Source organism: Thermalbibacter longus, from assembly GCF_023806485.1.
Taxonomy (GTDB): Bacteria; Chloroflexota; Chloroflexia; order Thermomicrobiales; family Thermomicrobiaceae; genus Thermalbibacter; species Thermalbibacter longus.
Window position 1 is genome coordinate 41966 of sequence record NZ_JAMSLR010000011.1, and the last position, 26582, is coordinate 68547.

The 26582-nt window shown below is 67.2% G+C and carries 23 protein-coding genes; 9 read left to right on the forward strand and 14 right to left on the reverse strand.

Annotation, left to right across the window (positions count from 1 at the left end):
• The first annotated feature begins 216 nt into the window (after positions 1 to 216).
• The 3 genes from NET02_RS13360 to NET02_RS13370 are packed head-to-tail and all read left to right on the forward strand — an operon-like array spanning position 217 to position 1993.
• Positions 217 to 639, forward strand: coding sequence for a secondary thiamine-phosphate synthase enzyme YjbQ (locus NET02_RS13360; protein WP_284057925.1), 423 nt, complete (start codon positions 217 to 219; stop codon positions 637 to 639).
• On the forward strand, positions 636 to 1058 hold the full coding sequence (locus NET02_RS13365) for a helix-turn-helix domain-containing protein (protein WP_284057926.1): 423 nt from the start codon (positions 636 to 638) through the stop codon (positions 1056 to 1058). The genes NET02_RS13360 and NET02_RS13365 overlap by 4 nt, the downstream gene beginning before the upstream one ends.
• A gap of 59 nt (positions 1059 to 1117) precedes the next feature.
• Complete coding sequence (locus tag NET02_RS13370) at positions 1118 to 1993, forward strand: sulfurtransferase (protein WP_284057927.1); 876 nt, start codon at positions 1118 to 1120, stop codon at positions 1991 to 1993.
• Positions 1994 to 2000: 7 nt separating this feature from the next.
• Here NET02_RS13370 and NET02_RS13375 read toward each other — a convergent pair whose 3' ends face one another.
• Both NET02_RS13375 and NET02_RS13380 read right to left on the reverse strand, forming a co-directional pair.
• A complete protein-coding gene (locus NET02_RS13375) occupies positions 2001 to 2627 on the reverse strand; it encodes a class I SAM-dependent methyltransferase (RefSeq protein ID WP_430981084.1) in 627 nt (208 codons plus the stop codon).
• Between the two features lie 175 nt (positions 2628 to 2802).
• Positions 2803 to 5064: an MMPL family transporter gene (locus NET02_RS13380; protein WP_284057929.1), complete on the reverse strand. Its 2262-nt coding sequence runs from the start codon at positions 5062 to 5064 to the stop codon at positions 2803 to 2805.
• Between the two features lie 378 nt (positions 5065 to 5442).
• Between NET02_RS13380 and NET02_RS13385 the strand changes: the two genes are divergently transcribed.
• Positions 5443 to 5991, forward strand: coding sequence for a hypothetical protein (locus NET02_RS13385; protein ID WP_284057930.1), 549 nt, complete (start codon positions 5443 to 5445; stop codon positions 5989 to 5991).
• 29 nt (positions 5992 to 6020) lie between these two features.
• On the opposite strand, the gene NET02_RS13390 is transcribed toward NET02_RS13385, so the two are convergent.
• Both NET02_RS13390 and NET02_RS13395 read right to left on the reverse strand, forming a co-directional pair.
• Positions 6021 to 6830 carry a class I SAM-dependent methyltransferase gene (locus tag NET02_RS13390; RefSeq protein WP_284057931.1) on the reverse strand — a complete coding sequence of 270 codons (810 nt, stop codon included), beginning with the start codon at positions 6828 to 6830 and terminating at the stop codon, positions 6021 to 6023.
• Positions 6827 to 7660 (reverse strand): HAD-IIA family hydrolase, encoded by an 834-nt coding sequence (locus NET02_RS13395; RefSeq protein WP_284057932.1) that lies wholly within the window; start codon positions 7658 to 7660, stop codon positions 6827 to 6829. The genes NET02_RS13390 and NET02_RS13395 overlap by 4 nt, the downstream gene beginning before the upstream one ends.
• Positions 7661 to 7917: 257 nt before the next feature.
• Here NET02_RS13395 and NET02_RS13400 point away from each other — a divergent pair, with 257 nt between their 5' ends.
• Entirely contained in the window at positions 7918 to 9138 is a 1221-nt protein-coding gene (locus NET02_RS13400) for a M20 family metallopeptidase (RefSeq protein ID WP_284057933.1), read from the forward strand.
• Here the strand turns inward: NET02_RS13400 and NET02_RS13405 are convergent.
• The 7 genes from NET02_RS13405 to NET02_RS13435 form a co-directional block, all read right to left on the reverse strand.
• A complete protein-coding gene (locus NET02_RS13405; RefSeq protein ID WP_284057934.1) occupies positions 9135 to 9881 on the reverse strand; it encodes a ribonuclease activity regulator RraA in 747 nt (248 codons plus the stop codon). The two genes, NET02_RS13400 and NET02_RS13405, sit on opposite strands and share 4 nt — an antisense overlap.
• A gap of 52 nt (positions 9882 to 9933) precedes the next feature.
• Positions 9934 to 10869 (reverse strand): DUF4349 domain-containing protein, encoded by a 936-nt coding sequence (locus NET02_RS13410; protein WP_284057935.1) that lies wholly within the window; start codon positions 10867 to 10869, stop codon positions 9934 to 9936.
• A gap of 186 nt (positions 10870 to 11055) precedes the next feature.
• Positions 11056 to 11280: a DUF2905 domain-containing protein gene (locus NET02_RS13415; protein WP_284057936.1), complete on the reverse strand. Its 225-nt coding sequence runs from the start codon at positions 11278 to 11280 to the stop codon at positions 11056 to 11058.
• An 87-nt stretch (positions 11281 to 11367) separates the two neighbouring features.
• Complete coding sequence (locus tag NET02_RS13420; protein WP_284057937.1) at positions 11368 to 11502, reverse strand: hypothetical protein; 135 nt, start codon at positions 11500 to 11502, stop codon at positions 11368 to 11370.
• Positions 11503 to 11707: 205 nt separating this feature from the next.
• Positions 11708 to 14320, reverse strand: coding sequence for an ATP-dependent chaperone ClpB (gene clpB / locus NET02_RS13425; RefSeq protein ID WP_284057938.1), 2613 nt, complete (start codon positions 14318 to 14320; stop codon positions 11708 to 11710).
• A gap of 76 nt (positions 14321 to 14396) precedes the next feature.
• A complete protein-coding gene (locus NET02_RS13430; RefSeq protein WP_284057939.1) occupies positions 14397 to 14753 on the reverse strand; it encodes a heat shock protein transcriptional repressor HspR in 357 nt (118 codons plus the stop codon).
• Positions 14754 to 15080: 327 nt separating this feature from the next.
• Positions 15081 to 16856, reverse strand: a complete 1776-nt coding sequence (locus NET02_RS13435) for a D-alanyl-D-alanine carboxypeptidase family protein (RefSeq protein ID WP_284057940.1) — start codon at positions 16854 to 16856, stop codon at positions 15081 to 15083.
• Positions 16857 to 17095: 239 nt separating this feature from the next.
• On the opposite strand from NET02_RS13435, the gene NET02_RS13440 reads away from it, so the two are divergent.
• The 4 genes from NET02_RS13440 to NET02_RS13455 all read left to right on the forward strand — a co-directional run bounded on the left by NET02_RS13440 (position 17096) and on the right by NET02_RS13455 (position 22571).
• Positions 17096 to 18304, forward strand: coding sequence for a DUF362 domain-containing protein (locus NET02_RS13440; RefSeq protein ID WP_284057941.1), 1209 nt, complete (start codon positions 17096 to 17098; stop codon positions 18302 to 18304).
• Positions 18305 to 18441: 137 nt separating this feature from the next.
• Positions 18442 to 19584, forward strand: a complete 1143-nt coding sequence (gene dnaN / locus NET02_RS13445) for a DNA polymerase III subunit beta (protein ID WP_284057942.1) — start codon at positions 18442 to 18444, stop codon at positions 19582 to 19584.
• 458 nt (positions 19585 to 20042) lie between these two features.
• Positions 20043 to 21251, forward strand: coding sequence for a DNA replication/repair protein RecF (gene recF / locus NET02_RS13450; RefSeq protein WP_284057943.1), 1209 nt, complete (start codon positions 20043 to 20045; stop codon positions 21249 to 21251).
• A gap of 129 nt (positions 21252 to 21380) precedes the next feature.
• A complete protein-coding gene (locus NET02_RS13455) occupies positions 21381 to 22571 on the forward strand; it encodes an aminotransferase class V-fold PLP-dependent enzyme (RefSeq protein WP_284057944.1) in 1191 nt (396 codons plus the stop codon).
• A 36-nt stretch (positions 22572 to 22607) separates the two neighbouring features.
• Here NET02_RS13455 and pckA read toward each other — a convergent pair whose 3' ends face one another.
• The 3 genes from pckA to ruvB form a co-directional block, all read right to left on the reverse strand.
• Positions 22608 to 24203 carry a phosphoenolpyruvate carboxykinase (ATP) gene (gene pckA / locus NET02_RS13460; RefSeq protein WP_284057945.1) on the reverse strand — a complete coding sequence of 532 codons (1596 nt, stop codon included), beginning with the start codon at positions 24201 to 24203 and terminating at the stop codon, positions 22608 to 22610.
• A gap of 181 nt (positions 24204 to 24384) precedes the next feature.
• Positions 24385 to 25431, reverse strand: a complete 1047-nt coding sequence (gene queA, locus NET02_RS13465) for a tRNA preQ1(34) S-adenosylmethionine ribosyltransferase-isomerase QueA (protein ID WP_347711044.1) — start codon at positions 25429 to 25431, stop codon at positions 24385 to 24387.
• Positions 25432 to 25448: 17 nt separating this feature from the next.
• Positions 25449 to 26501 carry a Holliday junction branch migration DNA helicase RuvB gene (gene ruvB / locus NET02_RS13470; protein ID WP_284057947.1) on the reverse strand — a complete coding sequence of 351 codons (1053 nt, stop codon included), beginning with the start codon at positions 26499 to 26501 and terminating at the stop codon, positions 25449 to 25451.
• Positions 26502 to 26582 lie beyond the last annotated feature (81 nt).

Consider the following 26582-nt stretch of genomic DNA (forward strand, 5'->3'; position numbering starts at 1 on the left):
AGTCGACGCGGTAGGCGCTGCGAGGGGGGAAACGCGAGCTAGAGGACGACAGGGGAGAAGAGACCACGAGCGCAGAAGGTTCGGAGAGGGGCGCGGCGGTTCCCGATCGTCTAGCCAACCAGAGCGCAGCGTGCAGCCAGGGCTGCGGCGCAGTCGATGACCTGCTGCAGGTTTCGCCCGCGAGCAGTCCGTGGAGAAGTGGAATGGATGTCGGGTATGTGCAGGGTCTACTCGGCGCGCGCTCAGGTGCCGACGCAGGGGAACGATCAGATGATCGACCTAACACCGATCGCTCGCGAGGCGATCGTCGAGAGCGGGCTCCAGCTCGGCATCGTAACCGTCTTCGTTGCTCACTCGACCGCCGGTGTCACGATCAGTGAGTACGAGCCTGGACTGATCGAGGACGTGAAGCAGGTAGGAGAGCGAATCGCCCCAGCCGGTTGCGACTATCTCCACGACCGGCTCAACTACGACGACAATGCGCACAGTCACCTGCGGGCTCTGGTCTTCGGACCGTCGGTCACGGTCCCGTTCGAGAACGGCGAGATGTTGCTCGGGACCTGGCAGCGGGTGGTCTTGATCGACTTCGATACTCATCCCCGAACCCGCAACGTCGTTATCCAGGTGCTGGGCCAGTGAGCGTGCGAGGGGATTCGACCGGTGATCCGGCTGCGGGAGCGGAGTATCGGGCAGCGCTGTCGCGAGCGCTCTCGGGGTTGCGACACGGTCACGGGTGGTCGCTACGCGAGCTCAGCGAGCGGTCTGGTCTCTCGGTTCCCTACCTGAGCGAGCTGGAGCGCGGGTTGAAGGCCCCCTCACCGGAAGCGCTGGAGAGCCTGGCTGGTGCGTATGGTCTCTCGCTGGCCGGCCTGCTCCGGGCCATCGCTGACCAGCTCGAGCCGGCTCCAGCCGAGGAGGTTCCCGCGGCTGCTCCGCCAGATGTCCTCACCGGCCTGACCCAGGAAGATCTGGCCGAGTTGTTGCGCTATGCGGCCTATCTCCGCTGGCGGCGAGAGCGATTACGTTCTGAGCCAGGGAACCCGCAGTCCACATCGTGAATGCCCTGGCGTCCTCGTATACTCATTTGGCGATTCGGGCTCGTGATCGGAGATCGGGTATGCCTCTGGAGCTTCGCCGAGAAGATGTCCTGGTCAGCACCGAATGGCTGGCCGAGCGTCTTGGTGACCCGAGCCTGCGTATCCTCGATTGCCGCTACTACTTCGATGGCCGAGATCCCTACCACGAGTATCGCCAGGGGCATATCCCGGGGGCCATCTACTTCGACTGGGACGCCGCGCTCAGCGACCCGAACCACCCGGTCGAATTCATGATGGCCCCACCAGAGCGCGTCGCTGCCGAGTTGGGTCGGCACGGGGTGGGCGATGAGCACCTGATCGTCACGTACGATGACGAAGGCGGGCATTTCGGTGCCAGGGTCTGGCTCGTCCTCACCCGCTACGGCCGCGGGCACCAGGTACGGATCCTCGAGGGCGGCTGGACGAAGTGGCTTGCCGAAGGGCGTCCGGTCAGTACCGAAGAGGCCCCGGTGGTGCCTGCCCGCTTCACGCTCACCGCTGACGCGCATCCCGAGCTGATCGCGACACTCGACGATGTCCTCCAGGCGATGAACACCGCTGAGGCTGTGATCCTCGACGTTCGCCGGTTGAGCGAGTACACCGGCGAGGAGGTGCGGTCGCGGCGCGGCGGGCATGTGCCCGGCGCCATTCATCGCTTCTGGCAGGAGAATCTCGACTGGGACGGGGACCGCACTTTTAAGTCGCCCGAGGAGATCCGGGCCCGGCACGAGGCAGTCGGCGTCACCCCCGACACGCCGGTGATCACCTACTGCCAGGGAGGCGTGCGCGCTGCCCACGCGGCGCTGGCGTTGCTGCTGGCCGGCTACCGGAATGTGCGGGTCTACGAGGGGAGCTGGGCGGAGTGGGGCAACCGCGACGACGTGCCGGTCGAGACCGGTCCCCCTGACCGCACCTGAAGCCCGGTTATTCCGGCTTGCGCGCCACCAGCCGCTCGACCAGTCCGAGCCGGGAGCGCTCGAGCTGCTCCACCACGAGCCCGGCCGCCTCGACATACTCGAGCGGCTCCCGCAGCAGGTGGTCATGCTCCAGCCGCACGGTGATCGGTTCCAGCAGCCGCTGGATCACCCGGACCGGCAACAGCGGGCTCCGCACGTGCTCCAGTAGGATGAGCCGCCCGCCGGGCCTGAGCACGCGCGCGGCTTCCCGGACGGCCTGTGCTGGGTCAGGAATGGTGCAGAGCGAGAGCGTCGAGACTACTGTATCGAATGAGGCAGCGGGGAAGTCGAGTGCCTGGGCGTCGCCGGCGCGCAGCTCGACCGGGCGGTTCAGTTGCCGCGCCCGCTCGCGAGCCAGTTCGAGCATGGCCGGGCTGACATCGATACCGGTCAGGCGGACTTCGGCTGGGTAGTACGGCAGGTTGCGCCCCGTACCGATGCCGATCTCCAGCGTCTCGCCGCGGGCTTGCGCGGCGGCCCAGCGGCGACCCTCTTTGAAGAGGACCCACTCACCCAGCCTGATTCCCCGGTCGTAGCGCGTCGCTATCCGGTCGTAGAAGCGCCGCACCTGTTCAGTCTCCTCAGCCGGCGTCACTGGTGATCGCTGGCTGGCCAGCCTCCAGAGGGTGAGGGCCCCGAGCAGCCCGAGAGCCGAGAGAAACAGTCGCCTCCCGCGCAAGGCAAGCCTCCTTCTCGAAGCACGAGGAGTACCGCTGGTAACGACTCGTCACCGAGTATCGCCGCTTCGGAAGCCCCTGTGAAGCTAGCCACTACTCGCCGGAAGGATCGGTTGCCAGTGCCGGTTCGTGTGCCGGGACTCGCCGAGGACCCTCGATGCGCAGATCCGGGAGCCACCGCAGCCAGGCGGGCAGGTACCAGTTGAAGCGGCCAAGGACCGCCATCGTCGCCGGCACCAGCACGGTGCGGATGACGGTGGCATCGAGCAGGACGGCGACCGCGAGCCCGAAGCCGAGCTGCTGGAACACGATGAGCCGGCCGGAGGCGAAGCCCGCGAAGACGACAATCATGATGAGCGCCGCTCCGGAGATCAGTCGCCCGGTTGCGGTGAGCCCAGCGGCGACCGCCTCGCGGTTCGAGCCGGTCAACAGGTAGTGCTCCTGGATGCGGCTGAGCAGGAAGACATGGTAGTCCATGCTGAGTCCGAAGAGCACGCAGAAGAGAAAGATCGGCACCCAAGCTTCGATCACCGGCGTGTGCGTGAATCCGAGGAGCTCGTTCCCGATGCCCTTCTGAAAGACGATGGTCAATGTGCCGTACGCTGCGCCGACCGAGAGCAGGTTGAGCAAGATGGCCTTCGCCGGGATCACGATCGAGCGGAAGGCAATCAGCAACAGGATGAAGCTCAGGCTCAGGACGAAGGCAAAGATCCAGGGGGTGAAGCGGTCCATCAGGTCGAGGAAGTCAGTGTTGAAGGCTGAACTCCCGGTAACGTAGACCCGTGCTGGCACTCCGTTGAAGGCGGTGGGGATCAGCTCACCGCGCAGGGTCTTGACCGCCTGAATCGCCTCGGGGCTCGAGGGGTCTACCGCAAGCGGTACCCTGATCACGGCCAGGTTGCCGGCAGTCGTCCACTCGACCTCGGCCGCTGGGGTAAACGGCGGGGTTCGACGCATGCGCTCGACGAGCCTGGCGATGGCGGCCTCGGACTCAGGCGTGCGCTGCCCATCGACCGCGATCTCGATGGGGTCCAGCAATCCGGTGGGGAAGTCTCTCGCCAGTGCCTGGTAGGCGTGCTTGACCTCGCCGTCGGGCAAGGTGGAAAGGTTGTCCGCGCTCCCTCGCCGGAGATCGAGCGAGGGGAGCGCCAGCGCGACCAGCACTAGTCCGGCAGCGGCGGCGCTCAGGAGCGGCCGTGCCATGATCAGGTGCGTGATGCGCCACCAGAAGCCAATCCTACCGGCGGAGCCGGCGCCCTGATTGGATACCATGCTCGGCGTCATTACCCGGGTGCGACGCCGTCGTGGCCAGTCGATCCTGTCTCCCAGGAGCCCCAGCAACGCTGGCACCAGCGTGAGCATAGCGAGCATGGCTACCAGCACGACCACCACGGCCCCTGCCCCCAGGCTGCGGAAGATGTTCGTGGGGAGGAACACAAGACCGGCGAGCGTCAGCACGACGGTCATCCCGGAGAAGAGCACCGCTTTGCCGGCCGTGGCGCCGGCATTCCCCACCGCGTCCACGACCGCGAGGCCCTTGCTGCGCTCCTCGCGGTAGCGCGAGATGATGAACAGCGCGTAGTCGATGCCGATCGCCAGCCCGATCATCGTGATCATGTTGACGACGTAGAGGGAAAGATCGACGAAGCGGCCGACGAAGGTGGTCAGCCCCAGCGCGATGATGATCGAGACGATCGACAGAATCACCGGGACGCCCGCCGCGACCAGCGCGCCGAAGACGGCGATGAGAACCAGCAACGCGATCGGCAGCCCGATCGCCTCGCCGCGGCGAAGATCCGACTCGGCGACCTGATTGAACTCGTGGTGGACAGTGATCGATCCCAGGGAGAGCACCTCGAAGCCGGGCCGGTTAAGCTCGCGAACCAGTGCTTCGTACTCTTCGGCGCGCCCGGAGATCTGCTCGACCGTTCCGGCCATCTGAACCCGCATCAGCAAGGCGTGGCGATCAGGGGAGACCATCGACCCGGCGGCGGGATGGCCGAGCGCCTCGAGATGATAGTAGGTCACGACGGCGTCGATAAGGTGCGAGCGCTCGGTGAGCCGGCGAACGATGTCCTGGACGGTGGCCTGGAATACCGGGTCATCGACCGTGGAGATGTCCGAGCGGACGATGAGCGTTTCGATGGCAGGGTTATCGGAGTGGAAGCCTTGCAGCAGAAGCTCGCGCCCGCGCACGGATTCGGGCTTGTTCGTGAAGCGTGCGGTGGTGTCGAGTTGCAGGTGGGTCGCCGCCATGGCGGCGAGGACGAGCGCGAGGAGCCAGAAGCCGATCACTGGCTGAGGGTAGCGCGCGCTGGTCCTGGCGATCGAGCGCGTCGATGGGATACCGGTCATCGATCGCTCCCTTCCCTTCCCACTTCCCGTTGGTTTACCTATATACTCGTATACTACAAGACCTCAGAGGGGTACGCCCTCCGGCGGCCCCAAGGCTACCAAAGCGCGGCCGCCGGCGACGGCCACTGCGGCAGATTCACCCGCGATCGCGTGACCGTTTTCCCTGAACTCTCACCGGTTTATCCGCACCACCACGCGGGCCTGCCAACGCCATGTCATTCGCCGCGCCGCGGTCTCCGCATACCACTACCCTCGACCGGCCAATTCGACCCGGTCGCTAGGGACCCGGTGACGAGAGTGGGGGAACGCTGGCGCGTTCGCGAGGATTCCGGTACGCTTGAGCCGGAGGTCGGTTCTGAGCAGAGGCTGCGTGCAACTGTGTGGCTTATCGTTCCGCTCGTCTTTCTCCTTTCATGGAAGACATGCCACCGCTTCGGCCAGGCGGTGAACGAGACCGCTGCCTGGATCATCGGCTACCTGTTGACGGCAGGGGTGATCTGGGTCACGGATGTCGGAGGGATCGACATCATCTCGGCCAACCCGGTCGGCCCTGGAGCGGCCGTCGCCTACTCCGGCGGCTTTGCCGGGATGATCGTCAGCCGGTATCGCTGGAAGCGCCGTGGGGGCCATCTCCAGCCGGCTGATGACCGGCTTTCTCGGGCGCTTCGCGCTATGCGCACCAAGCCCGCTACCCCCGCTCGTCCGGCCAATTCGCCGCCTTCGCCCTCCCCATCGGCTGCCCGCGCATCGTCGCGACCTCGCACCCAGCCCGCTGCGCAGGCACGACCGGTGGCTGAGCAGTCGATCGGCCGAGCGCTCGGCACGGCCGTGCGGATGGCGAGCACGCGGCAAGGCGGCAAACCGAACCGCTGGGTACGCGCGTTGAACGCGATGCTCGATGGAGACTCCAACCGCAAGCGCCGGTGAGCGGTCGGGCAGGGTATTAGGGCACGCCCTTACGGCTTAATGGCCGTGAGGTGCAGCCCGGAGGCGAGCATCCGTCCGCGGGCAATCCGGTCTTCCAGGTAGGCAAGGCGCCAGGTCACGGCGAAGATGGCTCGGGTTACCCAGCGCACCGCTGGCAGCGGGAGCCAGCCAGGCCCGCCGGCCTGGCGCTCGCGCTGCCAGTAGTCCACCAGGTCGTGAAATTGGCCGACGGGGTGGAAGCTGTACGCAAGATGGCGAATCTCCAGGCCCGCTTCCCAGACGAGCCGCGACACCTGCTCGTCGTCGAACCGGTTGATGTGGCCGACGTGGTCGCGCTTCCAACGGTGGATCGGGATGCGCTGGCTGTGCTCCAGCAGCCGGTAGACCGTCGCTGGCTGCGCCTCGAGCGGCACATAGGCGTGCAGGATGCCGCCGGGCCGGAGCACGCGCGCAATCTCTGCCAACATGCCCCGATAGTCCGGCACATGCTCTAGGAGATCGAAGAAGACGACTGCTGAGAAGGTGCAGTCACCGAAGGGCAACCTGGCAGCGTCGAGCGCCAGATAGCGGCCGCCCGCGTGGCGCTGGCACGCCTCCCTCACGGCCGTCAGGCTCAGGTCGCCGCCGATGAGCTCCAGATCTGGCCGAGCCTGGGCGATTGCCCGCACATAGCGTCCTGCCCCGCAGCCGGGTATTAGGACGCGCCCTCGAGCCTCGGCCAGCGCCTGCAAGGCGTAGCGCAACCGCAAACCGCCCGGGTTACGGTCTGAGGGCCGGAGGTCATCCCGCCCCTGGATCTTGGCCGGATCTTCGACGTGGTAGCGGCCGACCTGCCTCACGAACGCTCCTCGCGGAAGTAGTCGACGAGCGGCTCCAGATTCGGCAGCACGAGGTCGGGGCGCACATGGCTGTCGTCCACGTCGCTCAGCGTGGCGACGCCGGTCAGAACCAGCGCGGTTCGGAAGCCAGCGCGCTGCCCGGCGAGCACATCCGTATCGAGCCGGTCGCCGATCGCAAGCACCTGCGCTGGCTCGACGCCGAGCAGCGCGGCGGCCTGGAGCATGATCGCCGGCTCCGGCTTGCCGATCACGACCGGCGTGACGTCGGTCGCGGCGACCAGCGCCGCGATGATTGCCCCAGCCCCCGGGATCAGGCCTTCCTCCGAGGGAAACGTCTTGTCCGGGTTGGTCGCCACGTAGTGCGCTCCCCGGCGGATGGCCAGCGTCGCGATTCGAAGCTTATCGTAGGTAAGGCTGAAGTCGGCTCCGCTCACCACCACCTCGGCATCGGACTCTGCTGGCGCGAAGTGGCCATCGCCGAGGATGGCCTGCTGCAGCGAGGCCATCCCGACGATGTAGATGCGAGTGCCGGGTGGGTACTGCTGCTCCAGCCAGGCTCGGGTCACCAGGCTCGAGGTCAAGATGCGATCTGGCGGGGTGGAGATCCCCATCCCGGCGAGCTTCTCGGCGTACTGGGCGGGCGTGCGGGTCGAGTTGTTGGTGACCATCGCGTAGGGGAGTCCTCGACGGTCGAGCTCCGCAAGCAGCTCACGCACGTGCGGCAGCCGGGTGTTGCCCCGATACAGCACCCCGTCCATGTCGAAAACGAGCGCGCGGACGTCGCGCAGCACCTGCTCGATCTCCACCTTTCCGCTCAGGACAGCCGTCACCTGGCCTCCTCCTTGCTTCGATCACTCGACTCGCTCGCCGATTCCGGCTGCTCGATCGCGGCTCTGGCCGCTAGCATCGTAGTGCCGGATCGCGTCTCGAACACCGCAAGCCTGCCGGGCATCGCGTCGTCCTTGACGCTCTGCACACCATCGGCGAGCATAGCATAGCCCCGGCCGCCGCTCTGGGCAGCACGGCCCGGGTATGTCGTCCCAGCGATCGAGTGGCGGCAGCGCCCAAGATGAGGAGGTCTCGGTCGATGAGCGCCGACCCCCGGCTCGATGCGACGCTTGCAGAGCGCGTGCTGGCAGAGATCCGCGAGGATGAGGTGATCGCGTTCCTGCGCGATCTGGTCAGGATCCCGACCGTCAACCCACCAGGCGATGTCCGCGACGCGGCCGAGTACTGCCGGCGCACGCTCGCCGCCGAGGGCTTCGAGACCGAGTTCGAGACCGCCGAACCTAGCAAGCCGAACTTGATCGCTTGGCTGCGCGCCGGGGACGGGCCCACTCTCCTCTTCAACTCTCACCTCGATGTCGTCCCGGTCGGCGAGGAGGCGAGCTGGACACACCCGCCGTTCGCGGCCGAGATCTCCGAAGGCAGGGTCTACGGCCGGGGCGCCAACGACGACAAGGCCAGTGTCACCGCCCAGGTGATGGGGGCGATCGCGTTGAAGCGCTCGGGCGTTCCCATCCGCGGCACATTGATCGTCAACGAGGTGGCCGACGAGGAGGTGGGCGGGCGGCTCGGAGCGCACCTGATCGCCGAGCGGCCCGACATCCAGCCGGACTACGTGATCGTCGGCGAGCCCACCCTGAATCGCATCTGTGTGGGTGAGCGCGGCGGAGTCGGCATCAGCGTGGTGGTCTACGGCCGCACGGCGCATGGCGCGCTCCCGTGGGAGGGAGTCAACGCGATCGAGGGGATGGCCAGGGTCATCACCGCGCTGCAACAGGAGCTGTGGCCGAGGCTCGAGCGGAAGACCCACCCCTATTTCGCCCATGCCTCCGCCACGATTAGCCTGATCGAGGGTGGAGTCAAGACGAACGTGGTTCCCGACCGCTGCTCCATCTTTATCGATCGCCGGCTGATCCCGGGCGAGATGCCGGAGGAGGCGATCGCCGAGGTGCGCGAGGTGGCCGAGCGAGCAGTGGCCGGCGTGCCTGGCTTGCGAGTCGAGGTCGGCCCGGCGCGGGAGTGGGGTGGTCGACCGGCAGTTATGAGCCCCCCAGAGAGCCCGGTGGTCCAGGGCATGCTCGCGGTCAACCGCTTCCTGGGGCTCGACACCGAGCTGACCGGGTTCAGCATGGGCACCGATGGGCGCTTCTTCGCCGCCAAGGGGTACCCGACGATCATCTACGGCCCGGGAGACCCCTCGCTGGCGCACAAGCCGGACGAGTGGGTCGGCATCGACGAGGTGATGGCCGCGACCAGGGCGTATGCGCTGGCCGCGCTGGCGTTCCTCGGCGCTCGAGGCTAGCGAGGAGGATCCCCCGGATCGCCTCCGCTCCGCGACGCCTCGTACTCGGCGAGCGTCGCCTCGTCTGGCGGGTAGACGCCGAGGATGCTGCTGCCCGCTGCCACTTTCTGGAAGATGAACGCCTCGAGCCGCTCCTGCTCGTAGGCGGCGCGCGCTACCTCCTCGACGACCGAGCGCGGGACGACGATCACGCCCTCCGCATCCCCCACGATCACGTCACCCGGCAAGACGGCGACGCCTCCGCAGGCGATGGGGACGTTGATGTCCGCCGGGTGGTGGATGCTGATCGAGAGGTTCGCGTTCTGGCTACGGGCGTAGGCCGGGATTCCCAGCTCACGGATCTCCGGCGTGTCGCGGAAGGCGCCGTCGGTGACGATGCCTGCCGCGCCGCGGGCCTTGATCCGGGCGGCCAGAATGTTGCCCAGCACGCCGGCCCGCGTGTCGCCCCGCGCGTCGATCACGAGCACGTCACCTGGGCCGACCGACTCGACCGCGATGCGCTGCTTGTTCGTCCGGTTGTCGAACTCGCCGGTACGCTCCAGGTCTTCCCGCAACGGGATGTAGCGCAGGGTGAATGCCTGGCCGACCAGTCGCAGGTCGGGACGCAGTGGCTGAACGTCGTGCATGAACAGGTTGCGAAAGCCTCGGCGGTAGAGTTGGGTGCTCAACGTCGCCGTGCTGACCGCGCGCAGCAGCTCCAGTACTCCCGGATCGATAGGCTGCGCCTGCCGGGTCTCCGACACCACGATCCTCCCTTCGGGATTCGGATTCTCGAACGGGCCGCTGGGTATCGTATCACGGGTTGGTCGTGCCCGGCGCTTGTCGGCGGCTGCGCCAGCGCAGCGCGAGCAGGGCGAGTGCTGCTAGCACCGGCCACAGCCACCAGAAGAACACGAGGACCATCACCGTGATCTCGGCGACACCGCCGATGAACCGCAGCGACGCCTGCCAGGCGCGCTCGACGGCGCGCGCGAGGTCGAACGCTGGGCCTGTCGCGCTCTGGGCCGACGGTACCGGGACCAGGGTAATGGTCGCCTGCGCGTACGCGATGTGCCGCTCGAGGTACTGCTTGCGCCCGGTCACCTGCTCGATCTCGTAGCGAACCCGGCTCAGCTCCTGCTCGACACGCAGGATCTCCTCGATAGTGCTGGCCCGGTCGAGGAGGGCCAGGTAGCGCTGCTCGGTCGCCTGGAGGTTGCGCAGCCGGGCATCGAGATCGAGGTACTCCTCGGTCACGTCCTGGCTCTGGAGCTGCTCCCGCTCGACCTCTACCACGAGCGGGCTCGTGCGCACCTGGTTGAGGAACTGGTCGAAGCGGTCGGACGGCACCTGGATGGTCAGCGTGGCCGTCTGCCGCTTCTCTTCCTCTCCCTGCGCGTAAGTGGAGGAGCTGAGCACGAAGCCCCCAGCATCGATTGCTAACTGCCGGATGGCCACCAGCGCTTGCCCGACGTCGCTCACCTGGAGTTCGAGCTCGCCAGTTCGGATAACGAACCGGTCGAACGTCCCGCCGATCGTCGTTCCGCTCGAGGCTGGGGCGGGCACCTCGAGCGTCCCGCTCGCCGGCGCCGTTCGTGCCTGGTCGGGGGCAACAGCGGTGGATGCCACTACAGGTTCAGCCGATTGCCCTTCGGGGCGCTCGCCGCGGCTGCAGGCCGTCACCACAGCCAGCGTGAGCAGCAGCGAGAGGAGCAACATGGAGTACGGCCGTGCGGTTCGGGTCGATCCCATCTCCTGCCTCCTCGTCGTGGACGACTCTGCTGTCACCGTTGAAGACGACGGCGGCGAGGAGAGGGTTCCCTCGCGAGGACTGGATCGCAGGGAACCGGAGATAACTTCCAGGTCATCGACGACCGCGACGACGGGCTGTTAGGGACCCAGCGGTGCTGGTGCGCCCGTGCCGATCTCCACAGGTCGTCAGCGCCGGAAGAAGAGGTTGAGCGCGATAGTGAGGAGGATGCTCAGGAGGAGCATGGTCGCCAGCGGGATGTAGATCGTCACGTTATCGCGCCGGTAAATGATGTCACCAGGCAGCCGGCCGAGGTAGGGCACGCGTCCGGCCAGCAAGAGCAGCAGGCCGATGACGACTAGTGCCACGCCCATTAGGATGATCGCCTTGGCCAGTGTGTCGATCCCGCTCATCGCTGATCCGCTTTCCCCTGCGACCGGGCCGAGAGATGCGATTCAACGCTTGGCTGCTCTCCAGGCGTCGCCGCGAGTTCACGCTGCCTACCGCTCGCCGAAGAGCTCCCCGAGGTGTGCCGCGATATCGAAGATGAGCATGACCAGCAAGGGCACCAGCAGCAGGACGATCGGGATCAGCAGGAACTTGATCAGCTCGGCAAAGATGGTACCGAACTCCATCGTGCGTCCCTCCGGAGTGCCGCGCTGCCCGTCTCCGTTCCAGGGTACGGCGCGCCGTCACCCGCGGCAACCTCGCGTCGCTCTACAGCTCTGCTCGACTTCGGATGCAACCGTGACCGTGCCCGCCTCAGCCCCTTACCGGCGAGCTGAGCGCGGAGGGGGAGGCATCTCGTGCCCCGACCCCTCCGCGAGCCCATGCCACCGGTCAGGCGACCACCTCGGCCTCGGTCAGCACGCCACGGATGCTCAAATTGCCGTCTGGCCCCACGTCCACCAGCACTGTCTCGCCGTCGCGGATCTCGCCGCGGAGCAGCTTCGTGGCCAGCGGGTCGAGCAGCTCACGCTGGATCACGCGCTTGAGCGGTCGTGCGCCGAACACCGGGTCGTAGCCCCGCTCGGCGAGCAGTTCCTTGGCCCGTGGCGTCACCTGCAAGGTCAGGTTACGGTCTTGCAGCCGGCTGCGCACCTGGCGGAGCTGGATCTCGACGATCTCCGCGAGCTGCTCGCGGGTGAGCGGCTTGAAGATGATGATCTCGTCGATCCGGTTCAAGAACTCCGGCCGGAAGTGGGCGCGCACCGCCTCCATGACCCGTCGCCGGATCTCCTGCTCGCCCTGCGGGCCGCTGGACTGGATGTACGACGAGCCGAGGTTGCTGGTCATGATGATGACCGTGTTGCGGAAGTCGACCGTATGTCCCTGCCCGTCGGTCAGCCGGCCATCGTCCAGCACCTGGAGCAGGACATTGAACACCTCGGGGTGTGCCTTCTCGATCTCATCGAAGAGCACCACCGAGTAGGGCCGCCGCCGTACGGCCTCGGTGAGCTGGCCGCCCTCCTCGTACCCCACGTAGCCCGGCGGCGCGCCGATCAACCGGGACACCGTGTGCCGCTCCTGGTACTCCGACATGTCGATGCGCACCATGGCCCGCTCGTCGTCGAAGAGGAACTCGGCCAGGGCGCGGGCCAGCTCGGTCTTCCCGACGCCAGTCGGGCCCAGGAAGATGAAGCTGCCCAATGGCCGGTTCGGGTCTTGCAGCCCAGCCCGAGCGCGGCGGATGGCGTTGGACACTGCGGTGACCGCCTCGTCCTGGTCGACGACCCGCTCGTGGAGTCGCTCCTCCATGTGGACGAGCTTCTCCATCTCGCTCTCCATCAGCTTCGCCACCGGGATGCCAGTCCAGGCGCTCACGACCTCGGCGATGTCGTCAGCGTCGACCTCCTCCTTGAGCAGCCGGCCGTGCGTCTGCACCTCGCTCAGCCGTCGCTCCTCCTCGCGGAGCTGCCGCTCGAGCTCCACCAGCCGGCCGTACTGGAGCTCCGAGGCGCGCGCGTAATCGGCCTGGCGCTGCGCCTGCTCGATCTCGTGGCGCGTCTGCTCGATCTGCTGCTTCAGCTCGCTGATACGCTGGAGCGCCTGGCGTTCCTGCTCCCACTGAGAGCGCAGCACCTGTTCCTGCTCGCGAAGATTAGCCAGCTCGCGCTCCAGCTCCTGCAGCCGCTGGCGCGAGGCTTCGTCCCGCTCCTTGCGCAGGGCCTCGCGCTCGATCTCGAGCTGGGTGATCCGGCGCAGCAGCTCGTCCAGCTCGGCCGGCATGCTGGTGATCTCCATCCGGAGCCGCGCTGCCGCCTCGTCGACCAGGTCGATAGCCTTGTCCGGCAGGAAGCGGTTGGTGATGTAGCGGTGAGAGAGCACCGCCGCCGCCACGAGCGCCGAGTCGAGGATCCGAACCTGGTGGTGCAGCTCGTACCGCTCGCGCAGTCCCCGCAGGATGCTGATCGTCTCCTCGACGGACGGCTCGTCGACGTAGACTGGCTGGAAGCGCCGCTCCAGCGCCGGATCCTTCTCGATATGCTTGCGGTACTCGTCGAGGGTCGTGGCGCCGATCGCGTGCAGTTCGCCGCGCGCGAGCATCGGCTTGAGCATGTTCGAGGCATCCAGCGCGCCCTCGGCTGCGCCGGCGCCGACGACGGTGTGCAGCTCGTCGATGAAGACGATGATCTCGCCTTCCGCCTGTTGGATCTCGTTGAGGACGGCCTTCAGCCGCTCCTCGAACTCGCCGCGGAACTTCGCCCCGGCGACCATCGCCGCCAGGTCGAGCTGCACGATCCGCTTGTCCTTGAGGCCCTCGGGCACGTCCCCGCGGACGATCCGCTGGGCGAGCCCCTCGACGATCGCCGTCTTGCCCACGCCAGGGTCTCCGATCAGCACCGGGTTGTTCTTCGTCCGGCGGAGCAACACCTGGATCACCCGGCGGATCTCCTCGTCCCGCCCGATTACCGGGTCGAGCTTTCCTTGCCGGGCCAAGGCGGTCAGGTCACGCCCGTAGCGCTCGAGTGCCTGATACGTGCTCTCGGGCGTCGGCGTGGTGACCCGCTGGGCGCCGCGGATCTGGCTCAGCGCCGAGAGGACGCGCTCGCGCGTCACGCCGAGTCGTGCCAGCGCCTGGACCGCGGGCGACCGCGGCGCCGCGTCCAGCGCCGCCAGCAACAGGTGCTCAGTACTGATGTACTCATCGCCGAACGACTGGGCCTCAGCGTCGGCTCGCTCCAGTACCCGTCGCAGGGCCGGCGCTACCGTCGGCTGGGCGGCGTACTGGAGCCGCGGCAGGCGCTCGACGAGGCGTTCCAGCTCGGCCGTTACCGCTCGTGGATCGAGCTGCAGGCGCAGCAAGACCTGCGGCACAACCCCATCGGGCTGCGCCGCGAGCGCGTGCAGCAGATGTTCGACATCGAGCTGAGCGTGCTGATGGCTTTCAGCCGCCCTTTGGGCGGCGAGCAACGCCTCCTGCGCCTTTTCGGTGAATCGCTGCGTGCTCATGACAGAAAACGACCCCTCCTGTCGTCTCGCATCTTCGTAGGTTCAGTGTGCGACCGGTATGGTGAAGCGCGGGGCGTTACGACTCCACGCTGGCGCCGATCTCCTGTAGCATCGTGTCGATCTCCGCCACGACGCTGTCGAAGATCCGGTCATACTGCTCGGAGATCGCCAGGCACCGCTCCCGAAGCTGTCGCAGGCGCGATGTCAACCCGAGCGCGAGCTGAACGCCAGCGAGATTCACCCCACGCTCCTCGACCAGGTGCTTCACCTGGCGCAGCCTCTCCAGGTCTTCGGCTGAATAGAGCCGCAAGTTACCCGGCGTCCGCGATGGCGCGACGAACCCCTCGCGCTCGTACTTGCGCAATGTCTGCGGGTGCAACTCCAGCAGTCGCGCCGCCACACTGATCACATAGAGCGGTTCCGATCGTCGCATAGCCTCTCCCCGGCTACTTCACCATCTTGACACAGACGGATTATAGCACACCTGACACGGAGTGTATCAAACCAATGCCGTAGTCAGCGCGGTGCAGCGATCGAGGTCGTGCTGCGGTGTGTACACACCCGCTTCGGTAGCGAGCTCCGGCCGGCGCCCCTCACACGTCACGCGTGCCACTCATCGCTGGCCGTCGAGAACGCGCCCGGGGCAGGGCGGTGTTGCGAGGGTCGATACCTCCGTGTGAGCAGCCAGAGGGCCTACCGGCGCACGCGCCCGGCGCGCGGGATGCGGGCGCGACCGTGCAGATCCACGCCCAGCAGAGGACTACCCCGGCTGTCCACTGCGCGCCAGTGGCCGGTTGGCCATCTTGTACACGGGTGACTCCAACGGCTCGACGATGGCGGCAGCCTGGTCGAGCTCCGCCTCGAGCAGCGGGGTGCTGCCGAAGCTCAGCCGCACGACGGTCAGCAACGTCCTGGCGTCCCGGCCACGGCGGACGGCGCGGTAGGCGCGGGCCGCCATGACATAGCCGGCTGGAGGCATGCTCCAGAACCCTGGGCAACGGGTGAAGTCGTAGCTGGCATCGACCCTGAGCGCGTGCCGGAACTCGCTCTCGGCGGCATGGTAGTCGCCACGGCGAGCCAGCTTGATCGCGCGGGCGGTGATCGCCTCGGCGGCGTTGAACGCGACGACGCGTGGCTGGTCGCCGGAGCCGCTCGCTGGAGCAGAGATCGGCCGCTCCAGGCCGGCTGGTCGTGTGCGGGTGGGCCTCGGCCCCCGTGCCAGCGGGTCCCTTGCTATGCCATGCCTGGCTGTGCCGCGGTAACGGCTCCGCCGCTCATCACGCGTGTCCCAGCGCCTGGCTACCGGTTGCCTGAGCAACCGGCGCTCGGCGGCGCGTCGCCGGGCGCGTTCCCGGCGCTGCCAGAGCAGGCTGCCGAGCCCCAGTACAGTCGGATAGGTGGTCACCAGCGCGAGGGCCGCTCCCATCGCCAGCAGCGCCGACACCGGCCAGCGCCAGGTCTCAGGCGGTTCCTCGGTGTTCGCCGCCGGGCGGATCACCGCGACGTCCGGTGCCTCCCGGCGCACCGTCAGCCCGGTTGCCGGCTGCTGCGACGGTGCAGCGGCGGTCGAAGCCGGTGCCGTCCCTGTCGAGGTGGCAGCCTGGGTGAGCGCTGCATCCCCAGTCACCGCAGCGTCCGTCGTCTCGAGCGGAGCTGCCTGGGCGGCTGTCGACGCCGGCTGCATTGCGCTTCCGCGGGCGAGCTGCGCGAACCCGTAGTCCAGCAGGGTCTCGGCATCCTGGTACCAGGACTCAGCGGTGCTTCCCAGTAACACCGCGATAATCGTATGGCCGTCCCGCTCGGCCGCCTGCATCAGGCAGTAGCCACAACCGTCCGTGATGCCTGTCTTGCCACCGATGAGCCCGGGGTACGAGCCGAGCAGCCGGTTCGATTGCTGCAGGGCATAGTGCTCGTCCTGATAGATCGGGCTCCCGATGATCTGGCGAAAGGTCGGATTCCGCAGCGCCTCCCGGGTGAGCAGTGCGAGGTCGCGGGCGGTTGAGCGATGCCCGGGTTGATCCAGTCCGTGGGGGTTGAGAAAATGCGTATCGTGGAGGCCCATCCGTTCGAGCATCAGGTTGGTGCGCCGCATGAAGCGGTCGACCGACTCCTGCGGCGAGTCCCCGGGCAAGGAGCCGAGGTTGCGAGCAATGGTCATGGCGGCATCGTTGCCCGACGGCAATAGCAGCCCGTAGAGCGCTGTCTCCAGTGTCAGCTCGTCACCGGCTGCCAGCCCCATCGAGGCCTCTCCGACGAGGTCGTACTGGTCGACCGTCAGAACCTCGTCGAGCGGAGCGCTCTCGAGGGCGACCAGCGCGACCGCGATCTTGGTCAGGCTCGCTGGGGCCCAGGGCTGGTCGGGACTCTTCGCGTAGAGGACGGTGCCAGTGTCGGCGTCGATGACGATGGCGGATTGTGCCGCGATAGCCAGGTCTGCTGCCCGAAGAGGCATCGGTTCGAGTCCGGCTGCGACCGTAGCCAGTGTGATGACCGCGATCAGCGCGAGTGCCCGACGATATGCCCCCCCACCAGTCACATCGTCCATCCTCACTAGGCAGCCAGGAGGCGACCCCTGGCTGCGCAGGCTACACGAACCGGTGCCGTCGAGTCACCATCCTAGCAGGTCAACGGCGTACGTACAATAGAACATATGACTCGTCGCGGTCGCGTGGCTAGCGCGTAGCGCCGGTGGTAGCATCGAGACGCGGCCGCGCGCTCCTGGAGGTCGGCGTGTCGAGCGGTCGCTACCCCTGCCACAGTGAATGGAGGCTAGCAATGAGCATCGATTTCCCCGGCAAGGGAAAGGTCGCGGTCCTGAGGACGACGCCGGAGACGGTGCTGGGCGATATCGGCCGGGTGATGCAGATGGCCGGCTACGAGGCGGCGCTCCCCAAAGATCGCGACACGATCTTGAAGGTCAACATCACCTGGGACACCTGGTATCCCGGCTGCTCGACGACGCCTTGGCAGCTCGAAGGCGTGATCCGCCGCCTCAAGGCAGACGGATACGGCCGTCTCATCGCTGCCCACAATCGCACGGTCGTCGTGGATGCGTACCGGGGCGAGCGCAACAACAAGCACAAGTATGTAGTGGACAAGTACGGGGTGGAGAACATCCATCTCTACGAACCGGATGTCGAGTGGGTCGTCTACGAGCCGAAGCGCGAGTTGATGGTGCTGCCGCAGATCTTCCCCGAGGGGATCAAGATCCCTAAGCTCTTCCTCGGCCGCAACATCATCCACCTGCCGACCGTCAAGACGCATGTCTTCACCACCATCACCGGCGCGATGAAGAACGCGTTCGGCGGGCTCTTGAACGAGCGGCGGCACTGGACGCATGCGGTCATCCACGAGACGCTGGTCGACTTGCTGACTATCCAGCAGGAGATTCACCCGGGCATCTTCGCGGTGATGGATGGCACCTTCGCTGGCGACGGCCCGGGGCCGCGCGCCATGCGCCCGCACGAGAAGGACATCATCCTCGCCAGCGCCGATCAGGTGGCGATCGATGCCATCAGCGCGAAGCTCCAGGGGTTCGATCCGCTCTCGATCCCCTTCATCCGCCTGGCGCACGAGCGCGGGCTCGGCATCGGCGACCCGCGGGAGATCGAGGTAGTCGGCATCGATATCTCGAACGAGAACTGGGGGTTCGTCGCCGGAGACACATTTGCTAGTAAGGGCCAAAAGCTGATCTACCACGGACCGCTGAAGCCGTTCGAGAACCTGTTGCTGCGCTCGCCGCTCGTGCCCTGGTCGTATTTCGCCTCGAACTTCTATCACAACGTGTACTGGTATCCGGTGCACGGCCGCCGGCGGGTAAAGCAGGCGCTGGAGAGCAAGTGGGGGCAGCTTTTCCTGAGCTACGACGATGGCAAAGTGGTCCTGCCAGGGCCGGAACCGAAAGCGACTGTGCTGGCCGTCGCTGGCCTGGCCGGACTGCTCCTCTCCGCCGTGGCGCTGGGGCGGCGGCTCCGTAGCGCCTGAGCCTTTGGCCGGCGGGCTCGGGCCGCCGGCGAGGTCGCTGGACCTCGCGGCCGGGGCGGACCTCCCGCTGAGCCCATCCAGCGCTGTGCTATAATGGCACGTGGGGAGTGTACGGACACTGAAGGGAGCAGGCGGCTGTGCAGGTCACCTGTCAACAGGGTGAACTCCATCGGGCGCTCGCGCACGTTTCGCGGGCCGTGGCACGCAAGTCCACGCTGCCCGTGCTCAGCAACGTGCTCCTCTCGGCCCAGGAGGGCCAACTGCGCCTGGCCGCGACCAATCTGGAGATCGCGATCGCCGCTTCGCTCCCGGCCCGCGTGGCCGAGGCCGGCCAGCTCACCGTCCGGGCGGACTTGCTGACTGAATTCATCAGTAGCTTGCCCAGTGACGAGGTGACCCTGCGGATCGAGCCAGGCTCGCTCACCCTGGCGGTGAGTTGTAGCTACTCGAAAGCGAACATCAAGGGCATCCCGGCTGAGGACTTCCCGACGCTCCCCGAGATCGGCGAGCAGACGCCCACTGCTCGGATCGAGAGTGGACTGCTCCGCGAGATGATCGGCCAGGTCGCCTTCGCCGCAGCCACGGACGATAGCCGGCCGGTGCTGGCCGGAGTACTGGTCGAGTTCCAGGGCTCGACGCTCACGATGGCAGCCGCCGACGGTTTTCGGCTGTCGGTGCGCTCAGCGGAGCTCGACGAGCCGGTCGCTGAGGATCTCTCGATCATCGTGCCCGCGAGAGCATTGCAGGAGCTCGCCCGCAGCATGGCCGACGCGGAGGGGACGATCGACCTGCTGGTCACGCCCACTCGTAGCCAGCTTCTGGCCCGCTCGGGGCCAGTCGAATTCCTCAGCCGGTTGATCGATGGCCACTTCCCGGAGTTCCGCCAGATCATCCCCAAGACCTACAACACGCGTGTGGTCGTCTCTCGGGAGGCGTTCCTGGCCGCGGCCCGGCGCGCCAAGATCTTCGCGCAGTCCAACAACGAGGTCGTGCGTCTCCAGCTCCTGCCCGGCGATAGCGAGCTGGATCCCGGGGCGGTCATCGTCTCGGCCCAGGCGGCCGAGGCGGGCGACAATGAGGATCTCCTCTCGGCGCGAGTAGAGGGCCCCAAGGCGCAGATCGCTTTCAATGGCCGGTACTTGTCCGATGTGCTCTCGGTCATGAAGTCGGCTGAGGTGGCCCTGGAGATGACCAGCCCCAACGCAGCCGGCGTGTTCCGGCCCGTCGGCGACACAACGTTCACGCATGTGATCATGCCGATGGTGATCGGCAACATCTAGCTCGCCTCAGCGCGCCCGGCCCGTCGGCAGGCGGCTGAACGGCCCGTCATGCCTGACGCATCCCTGAAGGCACTCTGCCACCCGCTCGAGTACGGCCCTCGCGTCCTGGACGAGGCTGCCTGCGCCTCCTGTCTCTCTGTTCACGCTCGTGCGCGGCCTGGGTGCGGGCGACGCCAAGCACTGAAGTGCCGGGCTCAGCGAGGCTGCTCTACGGTATCGCCGTGAGCGGGGCAGCCGTGCAGGCGAGCTGTCTGTGAGCCGGGTTTCTGCGGCGAGCGCGGGCCTCAGCCCGTCACTCTGAGACCACACGTGACTGTCCCGCAGCAGCCTGCCTCGGCAGGCCATTACCCGGCAGAAGGGACTACGACGGATGGCTGCACGGCCGGAGTCCCGCCCGGCGCGATACCATTGCTCTCTGAAGACGCCGCGCTCGCGAGCCGTAGGAGAGCGACTGCGCGATGTATCTCCGTAGGATCGAGCTCGAGGAGTTCCGTTGCTTTCATCACCTCGATCTGCCGTTGCCCCCCTCGGGGCTCCGGCTCGTCGGCTCGAACGCCGCTGGCAAGACCTCGCTCCTCGAGGCGATCTACCTCCTCGCGACGACTCGCTCCTTCCGCACCGCTACGGAGCGGCAACTCATCCATCGCGACAGCGGGCGCGACTACGGGCTGCCTCCCTACGCGCGGCTGGTCGGTGAAGTCCTCTACGATCACCTCCACACCACGATCGAGATGACGATCACGGTCGAGCCGGAGCGGAACAGTGCCCGCAAGCGGATCAGGCAGGACGGTCTACCACGCCGGGCGATCGATGTCGTGGGTACCCTCCGGGTCGTGCTTTTTTCCCCCGAAGACCTCGAGCTGATACTGGGCTCTCCGAGTGTCCGCCGTCGCTACCTCGATATCTCGCTCTCGCAGATCGACCAGGCCTACCTCCGGTCGCTCAGCCGGTACGTCCGGCTGCTGGAGCAGCGCAATAGCCTCCTCAAGCAGATCGCGGCCGAGCCGTCGCGGGATCGTCGCGCGATCGAGGAGCAGCTCGCGTACTGGGATGAACAGCTCGTGATCCACGGCTCTTACGTGCTGGTCGCCAGGCTGCGCTACGTCCACCGCCTGGCGGGCGCCCTCAACGGGCACTTCCGGAGTCTGGCGGTCAGCGACCTGCCGCTGTCGCTCGAGTACCAGAGCACGGTGCCCTTGCCCGATCCGCTTCGGGACCGGGTCGTCCTCGACAGCCTGCCCGATGCCCAGGCCAGGATAAACCAGCGCTTCCAGTCCGCGCTGCACGGCATACGCGACGACGAGCTCCGGCGGGGCATGACGCTGATCGGCCCTCACCGCGACGACCTGGTCTACACGCTGGCTGGCGAGGAGCTCGCCGCCTTCGGCTCGCGTGGCATGCAGCGGCTGGCCGTCGTCGCCACGAAGCTGGCCGAGATCGATGCGTTCTGCGGCGCGACCGGCGAGTTGCCGGTACTCCTGCTCGACGACGTGCTCTCCGAGCTCGACCAGGAGCACCAGGATCGCCTGCTCCAGTCCCTCAGCGGCGTGCCGGCCCAGCGGTTCGTGACCGCGACCGACCGGCGGCTGCTCGAACATCCGGCGCTGGCCGAGTTGCCGATGTCGGAACTTCGCGACGGCCAGGTGTGCCTGCTGGTCGAGCCCTGACAGCCGCGCGGGCAGTCTTCGGAGCGGCGAGACGACCTGCGGTAGGCGGCGACGCCGCACGCTCTTGACGCGCCGGCGCAAGAGTGGTACCCGACAGCGAGTCGAATGGCCCGTGGGAAGGGAGCAGGGATGTCCAGCCCGAGCAGCTACGTCGTGTCGACTGTCCGAAGCGCTTTGCCGATCCTCGAGGAGGTCACCTACCTCAACACCGGCACCGTGGGCATCATGGCTGAACCCGTCCTGGCGGCGCACGTCGCGGCGGTGACGCAGTACGAACGGGGCGGCCACGCGGCAGAGGGCGCGGCGCGCCAAGGGTACGAGCGGGCGCGGGCCACTGTTGCCCGTCTGATCGGAGCCCAGCCAGACGAGATCGCGCTCACGCGCAACGCCACCGACGGCGTGGCGCTCATCGCCGCGAGCTTGCCGCTCGGGCCAGACGACCCTGTACTGACGACCGACCAGGAGCATCCGGCGGTGCTCCTGCCCTGGGCGCTAGCCCAGCGCCGTGGACGTGGTCGCCTCGCGTTCTTCCCGGTCTCGCCCGACCCCGAAGAGACGCTCAGCCGGTTCCTGCAGGCCCTGCGCCCCGCTACGAAGCTGGTCGTGGTCAGTCACGTCTCGTGCGAGACCGGAGCGCGCCTGCCGGTCGAGGCGATCTGTGCCTGCTGCCGCGAGCGAGGCATCCTGACCCTGATCGACTGCGCGCAGTCGGTAGGCCAGTTCCCGGTCGATGTCCAGCGGATCGGCAGCGACTTCGCCACGGGCAACGGCCACAAGTGGCTCTGCGGGCCGAAGGGTACCGGCTTCCTCTACGTCCGTCGCGACCGTCTCGACCTCGTCGAGCCGCCGCTGATCGGCGAGGGGGCGGCATCCCCGCCCTTCGACCGCCGGTTCCTCGGTGAGGAACCGGCTTCGGCGCCGTGGTCCTTCGTCGCCAGCGCAAGGCGCTTCGAGTACGGCACGCGCAACTTTCACGACTACGTTGCTCTGAGTGCGGCCGTCGAGTATCTGGACGCGCTCGGCTGGGAGGCGATCGAGCGACACATGGCGGCCATGAGCGGGATCTTCAAAGAAGCGCTGGCCGCGGAGCCGGGAGTCACCCTCTACTCGCCTCGGCCCTGGGAGGACAGCTCCGGCCTGGTCACCTTTGGCGTCGAGGGATGGACAGGCGAGGAGCTGAGCCGGAGACTGTGGGAGGACTATCGCATCATCCAGCGGCGCGTCCAGGTGCCTGACGCAGTGCGTGTCTCCTGTGCCTATTTCACCGGCCCGGAGGATCTCGACCGCCTGCTGGCGGCGCTGCGTGCTCTCCGCCGGTGACAAGTACTCCGGCCCGAACCCCTGCCCGCGGGCGTGCTACGGCCGTGGCCCTGCCTCGACGATCTCGCGGTCGACCGACCCAGCGAAACGAGCGAAATTCTCCTGAAACATCGCCGCGAGCTTCCGCGCCTGGGCGTCGTAGGCGTCGGGATCCTGCCAGGTGGCGCGGGGCTGGAGCACCCGGTCAGGTACTTCCGGGCAGCGCTCGGGTACGAGCACGCCGAAGATCGGGTCTGGCGACATCGGCACCTCGTCGAGCGAGCCATCGAGCGCGGCGTGTACCATGGCCCGGGTATAGCCGATCGGGATGCGGTGGCCGACCCCGTACGGGCCACCAGTCCAGCCGGTGTTGACCAGCCAGACGCGCGCGCCGTGCGCGCGGATGCGCTGGCCGAGCTGCTCGGCGTACACCGAGGGAGGCAGGGCCAGGAACGGGGCGCCGAAACAGGTGCTGAACGTCGCCTGCGGCGCGGTCAGCCCGACCTCGGTACCGGCAACCTTGGCGGTGTAGCCAGAGAGGAAGTAGTGCATCGCTTGCTCGACACTGAGCTGGCTGATCGGCGGCAGCACACCGAAGGCGTCAGCGGTCAGGAAGAAGATCGTCTTCGGGTGACCGGCGACGCCCGACTCGACGTGCGGGTGCACGAAGTCGATCGGATACGCCGCGCGCGTGTTCTCGGTCAGCGAGTCGTCGTCGAAATCGATCTCGCGGGTCACCGGATCGATGACGACGTTCTCGAGCACAGTCCCGAAGCGCTTCGATGCGGCGTAGATGACTGGCTCGTGCTCGGCGGAGATGCGGATAGTCTTCGCGTAGCAACCGCCTTCGAGATTGAAGATACCTTGATCAGTCCAGGCGTGCTCGTCGTCTCCGACCAGTGGGCGCTCGGGGTCGGTGGAGAGCGTCGTCTTGCCAGTGCCGGAGAGACCGAAGAACAGCGCGGTGTCCTCTCGGGAACCGACGTTGGCTGAGCAATGCATCGTGAGGATTCCCTGGCGAGGCAGGTAGAAGTTAAGCGCGGTGAAGACCGACTTCTTGATCTCGCCCGCGTAGCCGGTTCCGCCGATCAGCACCATCCGGCGGGCGAAATTGAGAATGATGAAGGTCTCGGATCTGGTGCCGTCGATCTCCGGAACGGCCCGGAAGCCAGGCACGCAGATTACCGTGAGATCCGGGGCCGGGAGTCGCGTTCCCGGTTTGGGCCGGATGAACAGGTTTCGCGCGAAGAGGCTATGCCAGGCCATTTCGGTGACCACGCGGACGACCCGCCGATAACGCGGGTCGGCACAGACAAAGAGATCCTGTACGTAGAGGTCGCGTCCCTGGAGGTAGGCGGCAACGCGATGCAGCAACTGCTCGAACCGACCGGGATCGAACGGCTGGTTACCCTCCCACCAGACCTCGTCGACCGAGGAGTGCTCGTGCACGATGAACTTGTCCTTCGGAGAACGGCCCGTTCGCTTGCCGGTGAGGCATACCAGCGGCCCGTCGGCCGAGAGCGTTGCCTCGCCGCGGCGCAGGGCATGCTCGTAGAGGACGGCGGTGGAGAGATTACGGTGCAGCTCTCCGAGGTCTCGAAACGCGGAGTCGATGAGCTTCGAAGGTGCGGTCTTCTCCGTTATGGTCGCCATGCGCTGTATCCCCTCCTGTCCCGGGTTTCGCTTGCGCTCTCGACGCGTCGTCGTTGACGCCGTGAGGATGGCCGTCGACGCTGACGACCGAAAGAACCAGCCCTGGAGGCGAGGTGGGCCGGCGTGGGCTGCTCGCTGCACAGCCTACCCGAACCTGGACTTCTTCGCTAGACGTCTTTTCCTAGAGAATGAGCATAGCGTCGCCGAAGCTGTAGAAGCGATAGCCTCGCTCGACTGCTTCCCGGTAGGCCCGGAAGATCAGCTCGCGACCCGCGAAGCTGGAGACGAGTAGCAGTAGCGTGCTGCGTGGCAGATGGAAGTTCGTGATCAAGGCGTCGACGACTCGCCAGCGGTGGCCAGGCACGATATAGAGGTCTGTCCAGCCGGTGAGCTCTCCGCTCTCGTCCAGCCGGTCGGGGATCGATTCCAGCGTGCGCGCTGAGGTCGTCCCGACGGCGACGACCCGGCGCCCCTGTTCTCTGGTCGAGCGGATCGCGGCAAGCGTCTCAGCCGGGACGTGGTACCACTCCGCGTGCATCCGGTGCTGGCGCGCATCCTCCACCTGTACCGGCTTGAACGTTCCCAGGCCGACGTGGAGCGTCACGCGTGCTAGACCCACTCCCGAGCGCTGGAGGCGTTCGAGCAGCTCCGGGGTGAAGTGCAATCCGGCAGTGGGGGCAGCGACCGAGCCGAGCTCGCGGGCATAGACGGTCTGGTACCGCTCGGGATCGCGCAGCGCGCGGCGGATATACGGCGGCAGCGGCATGTGCCCGTAGCGGTCGAGCGCGTCGAGCACCTCAGGCGGGAGCTGTACCAGGACGCGGCCCTCCTCCAGCCGCTCGACGATTGTGGCCGGGGCGGGCTGGGCGTGCTCGCTTTCCCGGGGCAAGATTGCGATGACCTCGCCAGGCCGGAGGCGACGTGCTGGCCGGGCCAGCGCCTCCCAGTGCCCGTCGCTGCGGGCTTGGAGGAGCAGGAGTTCGACCTGCCCTCCGGTAGCGCGACGCCCGAAGAGCCGGGCCGGCAGCACGCGGGAGTCGTTGACGACGAGCAGATCACCGGGCTGGAGGTAGTCCCCGATCTCGCGGAAGATACGGTGCTCGATGCGGCCGGTGTGGCGATCGAGCACCAGAAGCCGGGCCGCATCGCGCGGCTCGATCGGCTCCTGGGCGATCAGCTCGGGGGGAAGCTCGTAGTCGTACTCGGAGAGGCGAAGCGGTTCTTCCATCGCGGTCATGTCGGCGCTCAGAGCTCGCTGTCCTCCTCTTCGGCCAGGAACGATGCCTGGATCGGCACCCGCTCGACCGGGAAGGGGATGCCGAGGTGCTCGTACGCTCGACGGGTGGCGACGCGGCCGCGTGGCGTCCGCTGCAGGAAGCCGAGCTGGAGCAGATACGGCTCGTAAACGCTCTCGATCGTATCGACCTCCTCGCTGGTTGCCGCCGCGAGCGTCTGGACGCCGACCGGCCCACCGTCGAACTTCTCGATGATAGCGCGAAGGATGAGCCGGTCTACCTCGTCGAGGCCCAGCTCGTCGATGGCCAGCATGGCGAGCGCCGTCTGCGCGACCTCGCCGGTGATCACCCCGTCAGCGCGCACCTGGGCGAAGTCGCGCACACGCTTGAGGAGACGCAAGCCGACTCGTGGAGTCCCGCGAGAGCGTCGGGCGATCTCCTCAGCCCCTTCCGGCAGGAGCGCGATGTCGAGGATTCTGGCGGCGCGGTTCAAGATCTGGATCATGGCTGCCTGGTCGTAGAAGTCCAGCCGGTACGTGGAACCGAAGCGGTCGCGCAGCGGTGAGGTGAGCAGCGCCAGCCGGGTCGTCGCGCCGACCAAGGTGAAGCGCGGCAGGCTCAGCCGCATGCTCCGGGCGGCCGGCCCCTTCCCGATCACGATGTCGACGACGAAGTCCTCCATGGCCGGGTAGAGGACTTCTTCGACCAGCCGGTTGAGCCGGTGGATCTCGTCGATGAACAGCACGTCGCCTGGACTCAGGTTGGTGAGGATCGACACCAGATCACCGGCACGCTCGATCGCTGGCCCGGTCGTGACCCGGAGACTCACGCCCATCTCGGCCGCGATGATGCCGGCCAGCGTCGTCTTGCCGAGACCGGGCGGGCCGTAGAAGAGCAGGTGATCCAGCGGCTCGCCGCGCTCCTGGGCGGCGCGGATGGCGATGGCCAGGCTCTCCTTCACCTTGTCCTGGCCGATGTACTCGCTGAGCCGGCGCGGCCGCAGCGTTGCCTCGATCGGTTGGTCATCTTCCCGGCGCCAGCCGGATACCATCCGCGCTCCCATCAGCTCTCCCCCGTCACCATCGAGGGTGGATGCCTGGACAAGTATACGCGATGGCGAACAGGTGTTCGATGATTGCCGAGC

Coding starts and splice junctions, on each gene's coding strand:
- recF (WP_284057943.1), top strand. CDS start 20,043: ATGTATCTCCGTAGGATCGAGCTCGAGGAGTTCCGTTGCTTTCATCAC.
- NET02_RS13370 (WP_284057927.1), top strand. CDS start 1,118: ATGCCTCTGGAGCTTCGCCGAGAAGATGTCCTGGTCAGCACCGAATGG.
- NET02_RS13415 (WP_284057936.1), bottom strand. CDS start 11,280: ATGAGCGGGATCGACACACTGGCCAAGGCGATCATCCTAATGGGCGTG.
- NET02_RS13380 (WP_284057929.1), bottom strand. CDS start 5,064: ATGACCGGTATCCCATCGACGCGCTCGATCGCCAGGACCAGCGCGCGC.
- pckA (WP_284057945.1), bottom strand. CDS start 24,203: ATGGCGACCATAACGGAGAAGACCGCACCTTCGAAGCTCATCGACTCC.
- NET02_RS13440 (WP_284057941.1), top strand. CDS start 17,096: ATGAGCATCGATTTCCCCGGCAAGGGAAAGGTCGCGGTCCTGAGGACG.
- NET02_RS13400 (WP_284057933.1), top strand. CDS start 7,918: ATGAGCGCCGACCCCCGGCTCGATGCGACGCTTGCAGAGCGCGTGCTG.
- NET02_RS13360 (WP_284057925.1), top strand. CDS start 217: ATGTGCAGGGTCTACTCGGCGCGCGCTCAGGTGCCGACGCAGGGGAAC.
- queA (WP_347711044.1), bottom strand. CDS start 25,431: ATGGAAGAACCGCTTCGCCTCTCCGAGTACGACTACGAGCTTCCCCCC.
- NET02_RS13455 (WP_284057944.1), top strand. CDS start 21,381: ATGTCCAGCCCGAGCAGCTACGTCGTGTCGACTGTCCGAAGCGCTTTG.
- NET02_RS13430 (WP_284057939.1), bottom strand. CDS start 14,753: ATGCGACGATCGGAACCGCTCTATGTGATCAGTGTGGCGGCGCGACTG.
- NET02_RS13410 (WP_284057935.1), bottom strand. CDS start 10,869: ATGGGATCGACCCGAACCGCACGGCCGTACTCCATGTTGCTCCTCTCG.
- NET02_RS13420 (WP_284057937.1), bottom strand. CDS start 11,502: ATGGAGTTCGGTACCATCTTTGCCGAGCTGATCAAGTTCCTGCTGATC.
- clpB (WP_284057938.1), bottom strand. CDS start 14,320: ATGAGCACGCAGCGATTCACCGAAAAGGCGCAGGAGGCGTTGCTCGCC.
- ruvB (WP_284057947.1), bottom strand. CDS start 26,501: ATGGGAGCGCGGATGGTATCCGGCTGGCGCCGGGAAGATGACCAACCG.